This window comes from Streptomyces sp. H27-C3 (assembly GCF_030063415.1).
Lineage (GTDB): Bacteria > Actinomycetota > Actinomycetes > Streptomycetales > Streptomycetaceae > Streptomyces.
Map to the genome: position 1 here is coordinate 92396 of NZ_JASITA010000013.1, position 14233 is coordinate 106628.

Below are 14233 nucleotides of genomic sequence, written 5' to 3' on the forward strand. Positions count from 1 at the left end.
TGGTTTCGCGGAGAACCTCACCCGTCTTCTAGGGTGGCCCGCAGTGACTTCCTTCGACTCCTCCCCCACCCTCAACGCATGGCGCGCGCTGCTCGCTCTCGCCGTGGTGTTCGTCATGCTGGCCACCACGGGCTGGACCGCGGTGCGCCACCACAAGAGCGATGCGGACCCCCGTGCGGCCTCCCTCGCCTCCTGGGCCCGCGGTGGCATCGACGGCCGCGAGCTGCCGGACGCCGGGTTGGCGCCGGCCAGCCTCGCCCGCTTCTTCGCCACCCTCAGCGCGTCCCAGCGCGAGCACCTCGTCGACCGCTATCCCTTGGTCGTCGGCAATATGAACGGCGCCCCGCTCACCCTGCGCTACCGCGCCAACCATCGGGCACTGGCCCAGGCGAGCACCGCGGAGCGGTCGCGGACGCACGATCCGAAGCTCTCCGCGGTCGGCCGCCAGACGGCCGACCGACGGTGGCACCGCTTCGGGTCACTGATGGGCCACGGGCGGCAGATCCTGGCCTTCGACCCGGCGGGCTCCGGACGGGTCGCCGAGGTCTTCGGTGATCTCGGGCGCGCGAAGCGGGTCTCGGTCGTTGTCCCTGGCGTCGACACCACCGCGATGAACTTCGAGCGGACCGAGCGCAAGTACACCGCCCCCGTCGGCATGGCGACCTCGCTGTACGCCGCCGAGCGCGCCGCGTCGCCCGGGGCCCGTACCGCCGTCATCGCCTGGGCGGACTACACGGCGCCCTCCGGACTCGGCATGGACGCGGTCATCGGCAAGCCCGCCATGGACGGCTCACAACGGCTCAACTCGCTCGTCGCGGGGCTGCCCGGTGGCTCAAAGGTGTCGCTCTTCTGCCACAGCTACGGCTCCGTGGTGTGCGGCGTCGCCGCGCCCTCGCTGCCGCCTCGGGTCGCCGACATCGTGGCCTTCGGGAGCCCCGGTATGCGGGTCGAGAACGCGAAGCAGCTGAAGACCGGGGCGCGCGTGTGGGCCACCCGGGACGGCGACGACTGGATCCAGGACGTGCCGTACCTGGAGGTCGGCGGGCTCGGCCACGGCGCGGACCCGGTGTCGCCGGAGTTCGGGGCGAGGGTCGTCTCGGCGGCCGGCGCGGTCGGGCACACCGGCTATTTCGCGCCCGGCACCGAGAGCCTCAACAACTTCGCCGAAATAGGGGTCGGTTCGTACCGAACGGTGAACTGTGCGAGCGGCGACGGGGCCTGCCGGAGTGGAATTTCCGGCGCGGAAGAGGTCTGACGCGCGTAGATGCGCGCCGTGACGGGAAAATTGCCCCCGGCGCCCAGGGGCGACGCGGGAGCGCACGCCGCATACGATGAGCCGCATGGGTGATGTGCTGGCCGGAATTCATGCCACCTGGGAGTTCGAAAGCGACTCCGTGCTCATCCGCTTCGAACGGGGGATCCGCACGCCGAAGCTCTTCCAGGCGCTCGGCGAACGACGTGTTCCCCACGCTGCGCTGGCGTCGGTGACCCTGACGCCGGGGAAGCGCGGGACAGTCGTTCTGCACGCGACGCCAAGACCGGGTGCGGACCCGCTGATGGAGGCCGCCTCCGGGCAGTTGAAGGACGGCTGCGACCCGTACCGGCTGGTGCTGCCGGCGGAGCGCGAGACGCTCGCCGAGTACTACGCCGACGAGCTGCGCGCCATGCTCCTGCCGGAGGCGAAGGTCCCCGCCGACCGGTTCCTGGTGACCGCGCCCCAGGCCCCCCTGCACTTCAAGGCGTACGACGGCAAGGCGTCCTTCGACGGGTCGCAGGTGGCGTTCCGCTGGTTCTGGACGGGGGCGTCCTCCGCGAAGTGGAAGGCGGGCGACCAGACCTTCCACATCCAGGAGCTGAACGGGGTCGAGTGGCGCTCGCCCGACGTCTTCGACGGGTATCTGCGGCTGCTCCTTCGCGGGGAGGGTAGCGACCCCGCTGCGGCGGGGTCGGGTACGGAGCCGCGGCGGCCCGCCCAGGCCGATCAGGACCCGGCGGCCGTCGTCTTCGGGCTCGGATACGGGCCGGTGCACGAGTCCCTGCCGTTCGCGGCGGCGGTGCTCGGCGCGGCGCGCGGCGGAGTCGGGGTGCCGACGACCGCGGCTCCGGTCGAGGCCGCGGCGATGCCCGTTGCCTCTGTTGCCTCCGGCACCACCGCCGGGCGGCGTGATCCCGCGGACATCGCGGAGCGGATACGGCACCTCGGGGATCTGCACGAGGCGGGGCTTGTTACGGACGAGGAGTTCAGCGCGAAGAAGGCGGAGTTGCTGGCGGAGCTTTGAGGTGGGGTGGCTTTGCCGGGCCCTTGGCGGGCTGCTGTGGTGGGTGGGGTGCGTGGGCGGTTGAGGTGGGGAGGGTGGCCGTCGCTGCTCGTCGTGGCGCTGGCAGCCACCCAGTGCGGCGCCGCGATCCTGCTGCGCGATCGGATCGGCACGTTGCTGCGCCGTCCCGTGGTGTGGGCGCCGGTCGTCGTCATCAACCTGTCCGCGATGACTATTTTGTGTTGGCACCAGACGGCGATGCTCGCCGCTGCCGTCCCCGGTTCCTTCCTCGGTACGGTCCCGGGGCTGACCGGCGCACCCGATTCGCTCGGCTGGATCCTGGCGAGGGTGCTCTGGCTGCCGGTGTTCGCCGTGTCGTTGGTCCTGATCGGGCGTTACGCGCGGCGCTTCGACGCGCCCTGGAAGTCCGGGACGGAGGCCCGCCGTGCGGCGGCGGGCCTCCTCGCGGCGGGCTTCGCGGTGTTCGCGCTGGGGCTGGCGTGAGCCCCTACTCGCGGCCGGCGGACGTGAAGGACATGTCCGCGTACCGGCCGCCGGCGACCTGGCCCGCGATCGGTTCGAGCAGCGCCAGTTCGTCGGCGGTGAGCGTCACCCGGGTCGCGGCCGCGTTCTCCTCCACCCGGGTGCGCTTGCGTGTTCCGGGGATCGGGACGACGGCGAGGCCGTGCAGCTGGGCCTGCTGCTGGACCCAGGCCAGCGCGATCTGCCCGAGGGTCGCGCCGCGCGCCTCGGCGAGCTTGCGTACGGGGGCGAGCAGCTCGGCGTTGGCGGTGGCGTTGTCGCCGGTGAAGCGGGGCTGCTGGCGGCGGAAGTCACCCGCGCTCAGATCCTTGTCGGCGCTGACGAACGCACCGGTGAGGAAGCCGCGGCCGAGCGGCGAGTACGGCACGAGCGCGACGCCGAGCTCCGCTGCGGTGGGTACCACCCCGGCCTCGATGTCGCGGCTGAACAGCGACCACTCCGACTGGACGGCCGCGATCGGGTGCACGGCCTGCGCGGCGCGCAGTTCGCCGCCGGTGACCTCGCTGAGGCCGAGGTGCTTGACCTTGCCCTCGCGGACCAGCTCGGCCATCACGCCGACGGTCTCTTCGATGGGGATGTTCACATCGCGTCGGTGCATGTAGTAGAGGTCGATCTCGTCCACGCCGAGGCGCTGGAGGCTGCCCTCGACGCACTCGCGGATGTAGCCGGCGTCATTGCGGACGATCCGCTTCGTCGGGTCGTTCGGGTCCATCGCCAGGGCGAACTTCGTGGCGATGACGATCTCGTCGCGGTGTGCCTTCACGAACGGGGCAAGGAACTTCTCGTTCTCGCCGGCGGCGTACGCGTCCGCCGTGTCGTAGAAGGTGACCCCGAGGTCCAGGGCGCGCTCCAGAGTGGCCCGCGCCTCGTCGGCGTCCGTGGGTCCGTACGCGAAACTCATGCCCATGCAGCCGAGGCCCTGCACGCCGACCTGCGGTCCGTGGGTTCCGAGCTGTACTTTTTCGATCTTGCTGTCACTCATGGGTGGTCAGACCCTCTCCGACGCCCGTCGGGCGTCCGCGTAATAGTCGATCTTGTAGTCGAGTACCGCGAGCGTGTCCTGAAGCTCGGCCATGCGCACGCGCACAGCCCTGCGTGTCGCCTCCAGGAGCTCGTGCCGCGCCGCCATAGTGTGCTCGCCCTCCCGCACCATCTCGGCGTACCGCACCATGTCCGCGACGGACATTCCGGTCAGCCGCAGCTTGCCGACAAGGTCCAGCCATCTCAGGTCGCCGTTGTTGAACCGGCGCTGGCCGGTGTGCGAGCGGTCCACGTGCGCCAGCAGGCCGATCCGCTCGTACCAGCGCAGCGTGTGGGCCGTGAGCCCGGTGTACGCCGCGACCTCGCTGATCGTGTAGTGGTCGTGGCCTTCGGGGCGCGGGAGCGCCCGGGGTTCCGCGTCGCAGGCGACGGCGCTCGCTGGGGCGGTCTCCATCACGGTCATGACCACCACGCTAAGACCTTGGAGTGCACTCGAAGCAAGCAAAACCTGGGGAAATTTACTGGTGGGGCGATTAGCCTCCGCCCCATGAGCTTCGTACGACGCGCGACCACCGAAGACGCCGGTGAAGTGCTCCGACTGCGTCAGGTCATGATCGACTCGGTCTTCTCCACCGGTACGTCCACGGGCTGGCACGCCGAGTCGGTGGTGACCGTACGCGAGAAACTGGCCGACCCGGCGGGCAACTTCGCGGCCTTCGTGATCGACCACCCGGACCGGCCCGACGCCCTGGCCGCCCTCGTGGTCGGCACGATCGAATACCGCATCGGGCGCGCGGGCAACCCGCACGGCACCAACGGCTATGTCTTCAGCGTCGCCACCGACCCGGACCAGCGCCGCCGCGGCCACGCCCGTGCGTGTATGGCCGCGCTGCTCGACTGGTTCCGCGAGCGCGGCGCGATGAACGTCGACCTCAATGCCTCCGCGGAGGCCGAGCCGCTGTATGCCTCGCTCGGCTTCGTCAGGAAGCCCGACCCCTCGATGCGGCTGAACCTGTAGTGCCTTTACGCTCGTACGCATGGACAGCGTGCGGATGATCGAGAACTGGCCGGTACCCACCGCGGCGACCGCCGTCGTACGCGCGGACGGCACCATCGCCGGTGCGCACGGACCGACCGCGCACCGCTTCCCGCTCGCCTCCGTCACCAAGCCGCTCGCCGCGTACGCCGCTCTGGTCGCGTACGAGGAAGGCGCGGTCGAGCTCGACGAGCCGGCCGGGCCCGAGGGCTCCACCGTCCGGCATCTGCTGGCCCACACCAGCGGCCTGGCCTTCGACGAGCACCGGGTAGTGGCGCCGCCCGGCGAGCGCAGGCTCTACTCCAACGCCGGCTTCGAGGTCCTCGGTGACCACATCGCGAAGGCGACCGACATCCCGTTCGCCGAGTATCTGCGCCAGGCCGTGCTGGAGCCGCTAGGCATGAGCGGCACCTCACTGGACGGCTCCCCCGCCAAGGACGGCGTCTCGACCGTCGACGACCTGGCCCGTTTCGCCGCCGAGTTGCAGGCACCCCGCCTGCTCGACGTCCGTACGGTCGCCGAGGCGACGGCGGTCGTCCACCCCGGCCTCAAGGGCGTACTCCCCGGCTACGGCCACCAGAACCCGAACGACTGGGGCCTGGGCTTCGAGATTCGCGACTCCAAGTCCCCGCACTGGACGGGCGGTTCGTCCTCACCGCGTACCTTCGGGCACTTCGGCCAGTCCGGTACGTTCCTGTGGGTCGACCCGGAGGCGGGCGCGGCCTGCGTCGCCCTGAGCGACCGCCCCTTCGGCCCGTGGGCCGCCGAGGCATGGCCGCCCTTCACGGACGCGGTGCTCGCGGAACTGCGCGCGGCCTAGGACTCAGCCGGACAGCTCCCACAGGAGGAGTTCGGCCGCGCTCGTGGCGACCAGCTCCAAGTCCTTCGCGCCCGTCACGCGCAGGGAGTCACCAGGGCCCAACTCCTCGACGCCACAATGAACTTGGCCGCGTACGACATGGACGTACACCCGCTCCGCGTCCGGCAGCGCCGTGCGCTCGTCCGGGGTCAGGCGGCGTACGTGCAGCATCGCGCCGGCCGCCGGGACTGCGTACGGCGTGGAGTCGGCGATGCCGCGCACGATCTCGTACAACGGCTCTCCGCCCGGCTCCACGGGCGCCAGCCACATCTGGACGAAGCGCAGCGGCGCGGCGCCATCGTTGCGCTCCACGTGGCGCACTCCGACGCCCGCGCTGAGCCGCTGCACGTCCCCGGGGCGCACGACCGTGGCATGGCCGGTCGAGTCGCGGTGCGTCAGCTCGCCCTCGATCACCCAGGTGATGATCTCGGTGTGGCTGTGGGGGTGCTCGTCGAAGCCCGCGCCGGGGTCGAGCAGCTCCTCGTTGCAGGCCAGCATCGCGCCGAAGCGGAGGTTGTCGGGGTCGTAGAAGCGCCCGAAGGAAAAGGCATGGAGGGACTCGATGCCCGAGGAAGGTTCGCCGCCACGGAAGCGGTCGGCCGAGCGGCGTGCGGAAATCACGAAGCCCACGGTAGCCCGGCCCGTCGCGCCGCCGTCCCGATAAGGCAGTCTTGTCGCGTGCCCCGATCCGATGCTGAGCAGTCCGCCTCGAACGCCGCCCATCTGCATGCCGTGACCCTGCGACGGCTGGAGAAGTCCGCCGGCCGGCTCGCGGCGAACGCGATCGCCCGCATGGACGAGACCCTGCCCTGGTACCGGGCCATGCCACCGGAGAACCGGTCCTGGATCGGTCTCGTCGCCCAGGCCGGTATCGCCGCGTTCACCGAGTGGTTCCGGCATCCGGAAGCCCCGCAGGCCATCTCCACCGATGTGTTCGGCACCGCGCCGCGCGAACTGACCCGGGCGATCACCCTGCGCCAGACCGTCGAGATGGTGCGCACCACCATCGAGGTCATGGAGACGGCGATCGACGACATCGCCGCCCCCGGCGACCAGGGCGTCCTGCGCGAGGCCCTGCTGGTGTACGCCCGGGAGATCGCCTTCGCGACCGCCCAGGTGTACGCCCAGGCCGCCGAGGCCCGCGGCGCCTGGGACGCCCGGCTCGAATCCCTCGTGGTCAACGCCGTGCTGTCGGGCGAGGCCGACGAGGGCGCCGTGTCCCGGGCCGCCGCCCTCGGCTGGAACTCCCCCGAGCATGTGTGTGTGGTGCTCGGGACCGCCCCCGACGGCGACAGCGAGCTGACCGTCGAGGCGATCCGCCGAGCCGCCCGGCACGCCAAGCTCCAGGTGCTGACCGGGGTGCTCGGCAGCCGTCTGGTCGTCATCGCGGGCGGCAGCGACAATCCGCTCCAGGTCGCGAAGGCCCTGATCGGGCCGTACGCGGCCGGTCCGGTGGTCGCCGGGCCCGTGGTGCCCACCCTGCTCGCCGCCACCCGGTCCGCGCAGGCCGCCGCCGCCGGACTCAAGGCGTGCCTGGCGTGGCAGGACGCCCCGCGGCCGGTCCTCGCGGACGATCTGCTGCCGGAGCGCGCCATCGCGTCGGACCCGGCCGCCAGGGACCAGTTGGTGGAGGAGATCTACAGACCGCTGGAGGAGGCGGGCTCGGCGCTCCTGGAGACACTGAGTGTCTATCTGGAGCAGGCGAGCAGCCTCGAAGGTGCGGCCCGGATGCTCTTTGTGCACCCCAACACCGTGCGCTACCGCCTCCGACGTGTGACGGACGTCACCGGATGGTCACCCTCCGACGTGCGTTCGGCGTTCACCCTGCGCATCGCCCTGATCCTGGGACGTCTGGCCGCAGGAGATCCGCAGTCCTAGACTTTTGTCGGACATCAACAATTCCCCCGACGGTTCTTCGTCCCTGTCCCCACGGGCACAGGAGGCCGTCCACAAGAGAGAGTGTGAGGGTGCTCGTACTCGTCGCTCCCGGCCAAGGCGCTCAGACGCCCGGCTTCCTGACTCCCTGGCTCGACCTCCCCGGCGCTGCCGACCGGCTCGCCGGCTGGTCCGACGCCATCGGGCTGGACCTTGTCCATTACGGCACCCAGGCCGACGCGGACGCGATCCGCGACACCGCGGTCGCCCAGCCCCTGCTGGTCGCCGCCGGTCTGTTGACCGCCGCCGCGCTGGATCTGCGCGACGACGTGTCCGTGGTCGCCGGTCACAGCGTCGGTGAGATCACCGCCGCCGCGTACGCCGGTGTGCTCACCGAAGAAGCCGCGCTCGGTTTTGTACGTACCCGTGGTCTGGGCATGGCCCAGGCCGCCGCGGTCACCGAGACCGGCATGGCCGCGCTCCTCGGTGGTGAGGCCGAGACGGTCTTCGCGCATCTGGAGAAGCTGGGTCTGACCCCGGCCAATGTGAACGGCGCGGGCCAGGTCGTGGCCGCGGGCACGACGGAGCAGCTCGCCGCGCTCGCCAAGGACAAGCCCGAGGGCGTACGCCGCGTCGTACCGCTCAAGGTCGCCGGAGCCTTCCACACCCGGCACATGGCTCCCGCGGTCGCCGAGCTGGGCAAGGCCGCACAGGACCTCGTGGTCTCCGACCCGAGCCTGACCTATGTCTCGAACGCCGACGGCAAGACCGTCGCCACAGGCTCCGAGGTCGTCGCACGCCTGGTCAGCCAGGTCTCCAACCCGGTCCGCTGGGACCTGTGCATGGAGACCCTCAACGAGCTGGGCGCCACCACGCTCATCGAGCTCTGCCCGGGCGGCACGCTGACCGGCCTCGCGAAGCGCGCCATGCCCGGTGTGAAGACCGTCGCGCTCAAGACCCCCGACGACCTCGACGCGGCCCGGGCGCTCATCGCCGAGCACGCGGCCCGATAGGAGCCCGAGAGAGCATGTCGAAGATCAAGCCCAGCAAGGGCGCCCCGTACGCGCGCATCATGGGCGTCGGCGGCTACCGTCCGACCCGTGTGGTGCCCAACGAGGTGATCCTCGAAACGATCGACTCGTCCGACGAGTGGATCCGCTCCCGCTCCGGCATCGCGACCCGCCACTGGGCCTCCGACGAGGAGACCGTGGCCATGATGTCCATCGAGGCATCCGGCAAGGCGATCGCCGACGCCGGGATCACCCCCGAGCAGGTGGGCGGCGTCATCGTCTCCACCGTCTCGCACTTCAAGCAGACCCCGGCCGTCGCGACCGAAATCGCGTTCAAGATCGGCGCGATCAAGCCCGCCGCCTTCGACATTTCCGCCGGATGCGCCGGCTTCGGCTACGGCCTGACCCTCGCCAAGGGGATGGTCGTCGAAGGCAGTGCCGAGTACGTTCTCGTCATCGGCGTGGAGCGGCTCTCGGACCTGACCGACCTGGAGGACCGCGCGACGGCCTTCCTGTTCGGTGACGGCGCGGGCGCCGTCGTCGTCGGACCCGCCACGGAACCGGCCATGGGCCCGACCGTGTGGGGCTCCGAGGGCGACAAGTCCGACACCATCAAGCAGACCGTGCCGTGGTCGGACTACCGCAACGGTGGTGTGGTCGCGAAGTTCCCGGCCATCACGCAGGAGGGCCAGGCGGTATTCCGCTGGGCCGTCTTCGAGATGGCGAAGGTCGCCCAGCAGGCACTGGACGCGGCCGGGATCAGCGCGGACGACCTGGACGTCTTCATTCCGCACCAGGCAAATATGCGGATCATCGATTCGATGGTGAAGACTCTGAAACTGCCGGAGCATGTCACGGTCGCCCGTGACATCGAAACCACCGGCAACACCTCGGCAGCCTCGATTCCGCTCGCGATGGAGCGGCTTCTGGCGACCGGGCAGGCGAAGAGCGGCGACACCGCTCTCGTCATTGGCTTCGGGGCGGGTCTCGTCTACGCCGCGACGGTCGTTACCCTCCCCTAGGCACGTCCGGAACATCCGGGCTTGTCGCCACCACACCCCTGTGTTCAACACCGAAGGAGCGCCAACATGGCCGCCACTCAGGAAGAGATCGTCGTCGGTCTCGCCGAGATCGTCAACGAGATCGCCGGGATCCCCACCGAGGACGTCCAGCTGGACAAGTCCTTCACCGACGACCTGGACGTCGACTCGCTGTCCATGGTCGAGGTTGTCGTCGCCGCCGAAGAGCGCTTCGACGTCAAGATCCCCGACGAGGACGTCAAGAACCTCAAGACGGTCGGCGACGCTGCCGGCTACATCCTGAAGAACCAGGCCTGACCAGGCTGTTCGTGTGTCGCCACCCGGCGGTGGCGCCGTAAAAAATTCAGCACCCTCTACACGTGGAGAAAGAATTCCTGTGAGCCCGACCAATCGCACCGTGGTCGTCACCGGTATCGGCGCAACTACACCGCTGGGTGGCGACGCCGCATCGACCTGGGATGGTCTGATGGCGGGACGCTCCGGCATCAGGCCCCTTGAGGGCGAGCGCTTCGCCGAACTGCCCGTCCGGATCGCGGCCCTCGCGGCCGTCGACCCGTCCGAGGTGCTGCCCCGGCCGCTGGCCCGCAAGCTGGACCGCTCGGCGCAGTTCGCGCTGGTCGCGGCCCGCGAGGCGTGGGCCGACGCCGGTTTCACCGGCAAGGCGGGTGACGACGAGAAGATCCGCCCCGAGCGGCTCGGTTCGGTCATCGCCTCCGGCATCGGCGGTGTCATCACTCTGCTCGACCAGTACGACGTACTCAAGGAAAAGGGTGTGCGTCGCGTCTCGCCGCACACCGTGCCGATGCTCATGCCGAACGGCCCTGCCGCCAACGTCGGCCTGGAGGTGAACGCCCAGGCGGGCGTGCACACTCCGGTCAGCGCGTGCGCGTCCGGCGCCGAAGCCATCGGCTACGCCGTCGAGATGATCCGCACCGGCCGCGCCGACGTGGTCGTCGCCGGCGGCACGGAGGCGGCGATCCACCCGCTGCCGATCGCGGCGTTCGCCAACATGATGGCGATGTCCAAGAACAACGACGAACCTCAGAAGGCTTCGCGCCCGTACGACAAGGCCCGGGACGGCTTCGTCCTGGGAGAGGGCGCGGGCGTCGTCATCCTGGAGTCCGCCGAGCATGCGGCGGCGCGGGGTGCACGGGTGTACTGCGAGGTGCTGGGCCAGGGGCTGTCCGCGGACAGCCACCACATCGCTCAGCCCGAGCCGAGTGGGCGCGGGATCGCTGCGGCGATGCAGAACCTGCTCGACAACACCGACCTCAAGCCGTCCGAGATCGTGCACCTGAACGCGCACGCCACCTCGACGCCGCAGGGTGACATCGCCGAGATCAAGGCGCTGCGCCGGGTGCTGGGCGAGGACCTCGACCACATCGCGGTCTCCGGTACGAAGTCGATGACCGGGCACCTGCTGGGTGGCGCCGGCGGCATCGAGACCGTCGCGACGGTGCTGGCGCTGCACCACCGGATGGCTCCGCCGACCATCAATCTCGACGATCTCGACGAAGAGGTCGACGCGGACATCGTGCGGGCCGAGCCCCGCCCGCTGCCCGAGGGGTCGATCTCCGCGATCAACAACTCGTTCGGGTTCGGTGGGCACAACGTGGTGCTTGCGCTGCGGTCCGTCTGACCCCTGCTTGGCTGAGGCCCGCTTCCCCTGTACGTGGGGGAGGCGGGCCTCAGCCTTTACCCCACCCCCATGGGTTGCAGGAGGCGGCGCCCTCCGGTGGGCGGGTGCGGATGCGGGCGACTGCCCGCGCTGGGCGCGGGCCTGCCCCACCCCGCCCGCCGGTTTCAAGGGAGTTGCGGAAGGTGGTGCCCTCCAGTGGATGGCCGGCCGCCGTTGGCGGCTGCGGGTGGGCCGGGGTGGCTAAACCACCTGGTGCAGCCAGCGGACCGGTGCGCCCTCTCCCGCGTAGCGAAAAGGTTCCAGCTCGTCGTCCCACGGCTTGCCCAGGAGTTTGGCGATCTCGGCCTCCAGGTCCGTCTCGCCCCGCACCGATCTCGCGAGCGCGGCCCTCATCCGGTCCTCGGGGATCAGGATGTCGCCGTGCATTCCGGTGACGGCGTGGAAGATGCCCAGCTCGGGCGTGGCGCTGTAGCGCTCGCCCTCCGCCGTGGGGCAGGGTTCCGCCGTCACCTCGAAGCGCAGCAGGTGCCAGCCGCGCAGCGCGGAGGCGAGTTTGGAGGCGGTGCCGGGCTGGCCCTGCCAGGAGAATTCGGCTCTCCAGGTGCCGGGCGAGGCCGGTTGCCTGATCCAGTCGAGATTGACTCGCACACCGAGTACGCCCGCCACTGCCCATTCGACATGCGGGCACAGCGCGCGCGGCGCGGAGTGAACGTACAGAACGCCACGTGTCGTCACCGGGACCTCCAGTGTGGGACGAGGTTCGCCTTCCCCAGCGGCCTCGCGTCCGTACCGGTCGCGGTGAGGACAGCACCAGACATTGTGCCCCACAGGCCACAACCGGGCCGGCTCCCGAGGTTGCCAACAGTAAACAGCATCGGGAGCGAATCTCCTGAAATGGGACAGTATGTGACGTGTTGTAATTTACCGGAACCGCGATAGCCATGATGCCGCTGGTTCGACGGGGAAAAGCTATCGTGCGGCGGCGTCCGGTGGGTGACGTACTGTCGGTCCGAGGAGTCGGAGGCGCGAATGCGCGCACCCGCGGGACGGGCGAAGGGGATCAGGGATGCGGGGACAGCGCCGGAACCGTCGATCGCACGGCGTCACCGCCGCCGCTCTGGCGGTCGCGGTACTCGTCCCCATCGGCGCCCTCGCCGGCTGCGATTCCACCGACGAGCCCGCCACCGGCGAATCGGCCGCCGAGCGCCGCCCCTCCCCCAAGCCCACGTGGGACACCAGCCCCGCCTCCATCGCAGCGGTCGGCGACTCCATCACCCGCGGCTTCGACGCCTGCACGGTGCTCGCGGACTGCCCCGAGGTGTCCTGGGCGACCGGCAGCGACGCCAAGGTGCGCAGCCTCGCCTCACGGCTGCTCGGCGCCCAGAGCAGTACCGCGCGCAGCTGGAACCACGCGAAGTCCGGCGCCCGCATAGCCGAGCTGCCCGCGCAGATGACACAGGCGGTGGCCAAGAAGCCGCAGCTGGTGACCGTCATGGTGGGCGCGAACGACGCCTGCCGCGACACCGTCTCGCACATGACATCGGTGGCTGACTTCCGGACATCCTTCGAGACGTCGATGAAGAAACTGCGCGACGGCCTGCCCAAGACGCAGGTGTACGTGTCGAGCGTGCCGGATCTCAAGCGCCTGTGGTCCGAGGGGCGCACCAATCCGCTGGGCAAGGAGATCTGGAAGCTGGGGATCTGCCAGTCGATGCTGGGCGAACCCGACGCCATGGACGCGGCCGCGGTGCGGCGCCGCGACACCGTGCAGGATCGGGTCGTCGCGTACAACAAGGTGCTCAAGGACGTGTGCGCGAAGGACCGGCACTGCCGGTACGACGGCGGAGCCGTCTTCGACTTCCGCTTCACGGGCGACCAGCTGAGCCAGTGGGACTGGTTCCATCCCAGCAGGAACGGGCAGCAGCGGCTGGCCGAGATCGCCTACCGCAACATCACGGCGAAAGAGCCACCCCCGTAGGCTTTCCGATCATGACCGCGGATCTCTTCGGCACGCTCGACGACGGTACGGCCGTTCACCGCTGGACCCTGGAGCGGGGCGGAACGGTGGTGCGGGTGCTGACGTACGGCGGGATCGTCCAGTCCGTGGAAGCACCGGACCGGGACGGGCGGACCGCCCCGGTGGTGGTCGGCTTCGATTCGCTCGCGGAGTATCTGGACTCTCCGGGGCCCTACCTCGGGGCACTCGTCGGGCGGTACGCGAACTGGATCGCGGGCGGGACCTTCACCCTGGACGGGCGCCCGTACACGTTGGCGCGCAATCAGGGAGGCAACGCCCTGCACGGCGGTGACCAGGGCTTCGACAAGCGGGTGTGGGACGCGCGGGCGGTGCCCGCCGGTGTGTGTCTCTCGCGGGTCAGCCCGGACGGCGAGGAGGGCTTCCCCGGGCGCCTTGAGGTGTCGGCGACGTACAGCCTGGCTGCGGACGGGGCGCTGCGCATCGAGTACCGGGCCGTGACGGACGCTCCGACCGTACTGAACCCGACCAATCACACCTACTGGAACCTGGCGGGCGGCGCCGGGGTTTCCCAGGCGCCGCGGATCGCGGCCGGGCGGGTGACGCCCGTGGACGAGTCCCTGATTCCCACGGGCGAGCTCGCGCGGGTGGACGGGACGCGCTTCGATCTGCGGGCGCCCCTGGACGTCGGGTCCGGCAGCGGCTACGACCACAACTTCGTGCTGGACAAGGGTGTTACGGCCGCTCCGGAGCCGGTGGCCGAGCTGTACGACGCGGTGTCCGGGCGGGTGCTGACGGTGGCGACGACGGAGCCGGGGATGCAGGTCTACACGCCGGAGGCCTTGGACGGGGTGGCGTTGGAGACCCAGCACTTCCCCGACGCGCCGAACCGCCCGGAGTTCCCGAGCACGGTGCTGCGGCCGGGCGAGGTGTTCGCCTCGACGACCGTGTACGGGTTCGGGGTGCGGGGCTCCTCGTAGGAGAGTCGATGGGTGCGGGCGGGCCGGGGGTGTGAGG

At 70.3% G+C, this 14233-nt stretch carries 15 protein-coding genes and 1 pseudogene; 12 read left to right on the plus strand and 4 right to left on the minus strand.

Features of this window, described 5'->3' with window-relative positions; translation table 11 throughout:
- Positions 1-43 precede the first annotated feature (43 nt).
- The 3 genes and pseudogenes from QMK30_RS15185 to QMK30_RS15195 all read left to right on the plus strand — a co-directional run.
- On the plus strand, positions 44-1255 hold the full coding sequence (locus QMK30_RS15185; RefSeq protein ID WP_283518416.1) for an alpha/beta hydrolase: 1212 nt from the start codon (positions 44-46) through the stop codon (positions 1253-1255).
- Positions 1256-1340: 85 nt separating this feature from the next.
- Positions 1341-2279: a DUF4429 domain-containing protein gene (locus QMK30_RS15190; protein WP_283518417.1), complete on the plus strand. Its 939-nt coding sequence runs from the start codon at positions 1341-1343 to the stop codon at positions 2277-2279.
- A gap of 45 nt (positions 2280-2324) precedes the next feature.
- Positions 2325-2762 (plus strand): annotated as a pseudogene (locus QMK30_RS15195) (acyltransferase family protein); the annotation flags it as partial.
- Positions 2763-2766: 4 nt separating this feature from the next.
- On the opposite strand, the gene QMK30_RS15200 reads toward QMK30_RS15195, so the two are convergent.
- Positions 2767-3783, minus strand: a complete 1017-nt coding sequence (locus QMK30_RS15200) for an aldo/keto reductase (protein WP_283518419.1) — start codon at positions 3781-3783, stop codon at positions 2767-2769.
- Positions 3784-3789: 6 nt separating this feature from the next.
- Positions 3790-4245, minus strand: a complete 456-nt coding sequence (locus tag QMK30_RS15205) for a MerR family transcriptional regulator (RefSeq protein WP_283518421.1) — start codon at positions 4243-4245, stop codon at positions 3790-3792.
- 84 nt (positions 4246-4329) lie between these two features.
- Between QMK30_RS15205 and QMK30_RS15210 the strand changes: the two genes are divergently transcribed.
- Together QMK30_RS15210 and QMK30_RS15215 are read left to right on the plus strand one after the other, a co-directional pair.
- Entirely contained in the window at positions 4330-4800 is a 471-nt protein-coding gene (locus tag QMK30_RS15210; RefSeq protein ID WP_283518423.1) for a GNAT family N-acetyltransferase, read from the plus strand.
- 19 nt (positions 4801-4819) lie between these two features.
- The gene (locus QMK30_RS15215) at positions 4820-5638 is read left to right on the plus strand and encodes a serine hydrolase domain-containing protein (protein WP_283518425.1); all 819 of its coding nucleotides are present in this window, start codon (positions 4820-4822) and stop codon (positions 5636-5638) included.
- Positions 5639-5641: 3 nt separating this feature from the next.
- Here QMK30_RS15215 and QMK30_RS15220 read toward each other — a convergent pair whose 3' ends face one another.
- The gene (locus QMK30_RS15220) at positions 5642-6298 is read right to left on the minus strand and encodes a pirin family protein (protein ID WP_283518427.1); all 657 of its coding nucleotides are present in this window, start codon (positions 6296-6298) and stop codon (positions 5642-5644) included.
- Positions 6299-6355: 57 nt separating this feature from the next.
- Here QMK30_RS15220 and QMK30_RS15225 point away from each other — a divergent pair, with 57 nt between their 5' ends.
- From QMK30_RS15225 to fabF, 5 genes are all read left to right on the plus strand, one after another.
- Positions 6356-7555, plus strand: a complete 1200-nt coding sequence (locus QMK30_RS15225) for a PucR family transcriptional regulator (protein WP_283518428.1) — start codon at positions 6356-6358, stop codon at positions 7553-7555.
- A gap of 89 nt (positions 7556-7644) precedes the next feature.
- A complete protein-coding gene (locus tag QMK30_RS15230; protein ID WP_283518429.1) occupies positions 7645-8565 on the plus strand; it encodes an ACP S-malonyltransferase in 921 nt (306 codons plus the stop codon).
- Between the two features lie 14 nt (positions 8566-8579).
- Positions 8580-9584 carry a ketoacyl-ACP synthase III gene (locus tag QMK30_RS15235; protein ID WP_283518430.1) on the plus strand — a complete coding sequence of 335 codons (1005 nt, stop codon included), beginning with the start codon at positions 8580-8582 and terminating at the stop codon, positions 9582-9584.
- A gap of 66 nt (positions 9585-9650) precedes the next feature.
- Positions 9651-9899 carry an acyl carrier protein gene (locus tag QMK30_RS15240; protein WP_283518432.1) on the plus strand — a complete coding sequence of 83 codons (249 nt, stop codon included), beginning with the start codon at positions 9651-9653 and terminating at the stop codon, positions 9897-9899.
- A 79-nt stretch (positions 9900-9978) separates the two neighbouring features.
- Entirely contained in the window at positions 9979-11241 is a 1263-nt protein-coding gene (gene fabF, locus QMK30_RS15245) for a beta-ketoacyl-ACP synthase II (RefSeq protein WP_283518433.1), read from the plus strand.
- 240 nt (positions 11242-11481) lie between these two features.
- Here the strand turns inward: fabF and QMK30_RS15250 are convergent, their stop codons facing one another.
- Entirely contained in the window at positions 11482-11976 is a 495-nt protein-coding gene (locus QMK30_RS15250) for a DUF3145 domain-containing protein (RefSeq protein WP_283518434.1), read from the minus strand.
- A gap of 331 nt (positions 11977-12307) precedes the next feature.
- Between QMK30_RS15250 and QMK30_RS15255 the strand changes: the two genes are divergently transcribed.
- Together QMK30_RS15255 and QMK30_RS15260 are read left to right on the plus strand one after the other, a co-directional pair.
- Positions 12308-13219, plus strand: coding sequence for an SGNH/GDSL hydrolase family protein (locus QMK30_RS15255; RefSeq protein WP_283518435.1), 912 nt, complete (start codon positions 12308-12310; stop codon positions 13217-13219).
- A gap of 11 nt (positions 13220-13230) precedes the next feature.
- Positions 13231-14196, plus strand: coding sequence for an aldose epimerase family protein (locus QMK30_RS15260; RefSeq protein WP_283518436.1), 966 nt, complete (start codon positions 13231-13233; stop codon positions 14194-14196).
- Positions 14197-14233: the final 37 nt, after the last annotated feature.

What these genes read in the sequence shown, in the direction of transcription:
- QMK30_RS15190 (WP_283518417.1), top strand. Translation starts at nt 1,341, where the DNA reads ATGGGTGATGTGCTGGCCGGAATTCATGCCACCTGGGAGTTCGAAAGC.
- QMK30_RS15200 (WP_283518419.1), bottom strand. Translation starts at nt 3,783, where the DNA reads ATGAGTGACAGCAAGATCGAAAAAGTACAGCTCGGAACCCACGGACCG.
- QMK30_RS15205 (WP_283518421.1), bottom strand. Translation starts at nt 4,245, where the DNA reads ATGACCGTGATGGAGACCGCCCCAGCGAGCGCCGTCGCCTGCGACGCG.
- QMK30_RS15210 (WP_283518423.1), top strand. Translation starts at nt 4,330, where the DNA reads ATGAGCTTCGTACGACGCGCGACCACCGAAGACGCCGGTGAAGTGCTC.
- QMK30_RS15215 (WP_283518425.1), top strand. Translation starts at nt 4,820, where the DNA reads ATGGACAGCGTGCGGATGATCGAGAACTGGCCGGTACCCACCGCGGCG.
- QMK30_RS15235 (WP_283518430.1), top strand. Translation starts at nt 8,580, where the DNA reads ATGTCGAAGATCAAGCCCAGCAAGGGCGCCCCGTACGCGCGCATCATG.
- QMK30_RS15240 (WP_283518432.1), top strand. Translation starts at nt 9,651, where the DNA reads ATGGCCGCCACTCAGGAAGAGATCGTCGTCGGTCTCGCCGAGATCGTC.
- QMK30_RS15255 (WP_283518435.1), top strand. Translation starts at nt 12,308, where the DNA reads ATGCGGGGACAGCGCCGGAACCGTCGATCGCACGGCGTCACCGCCGCC.
- QMK30_RS15260 (WP_283518436.1), top strand. Translation starts at nt 13,231, where the DNA reads ATGACCGCGGATCTCTTCGGCACGCTCGACGACGGTACGGCCGTTCAC.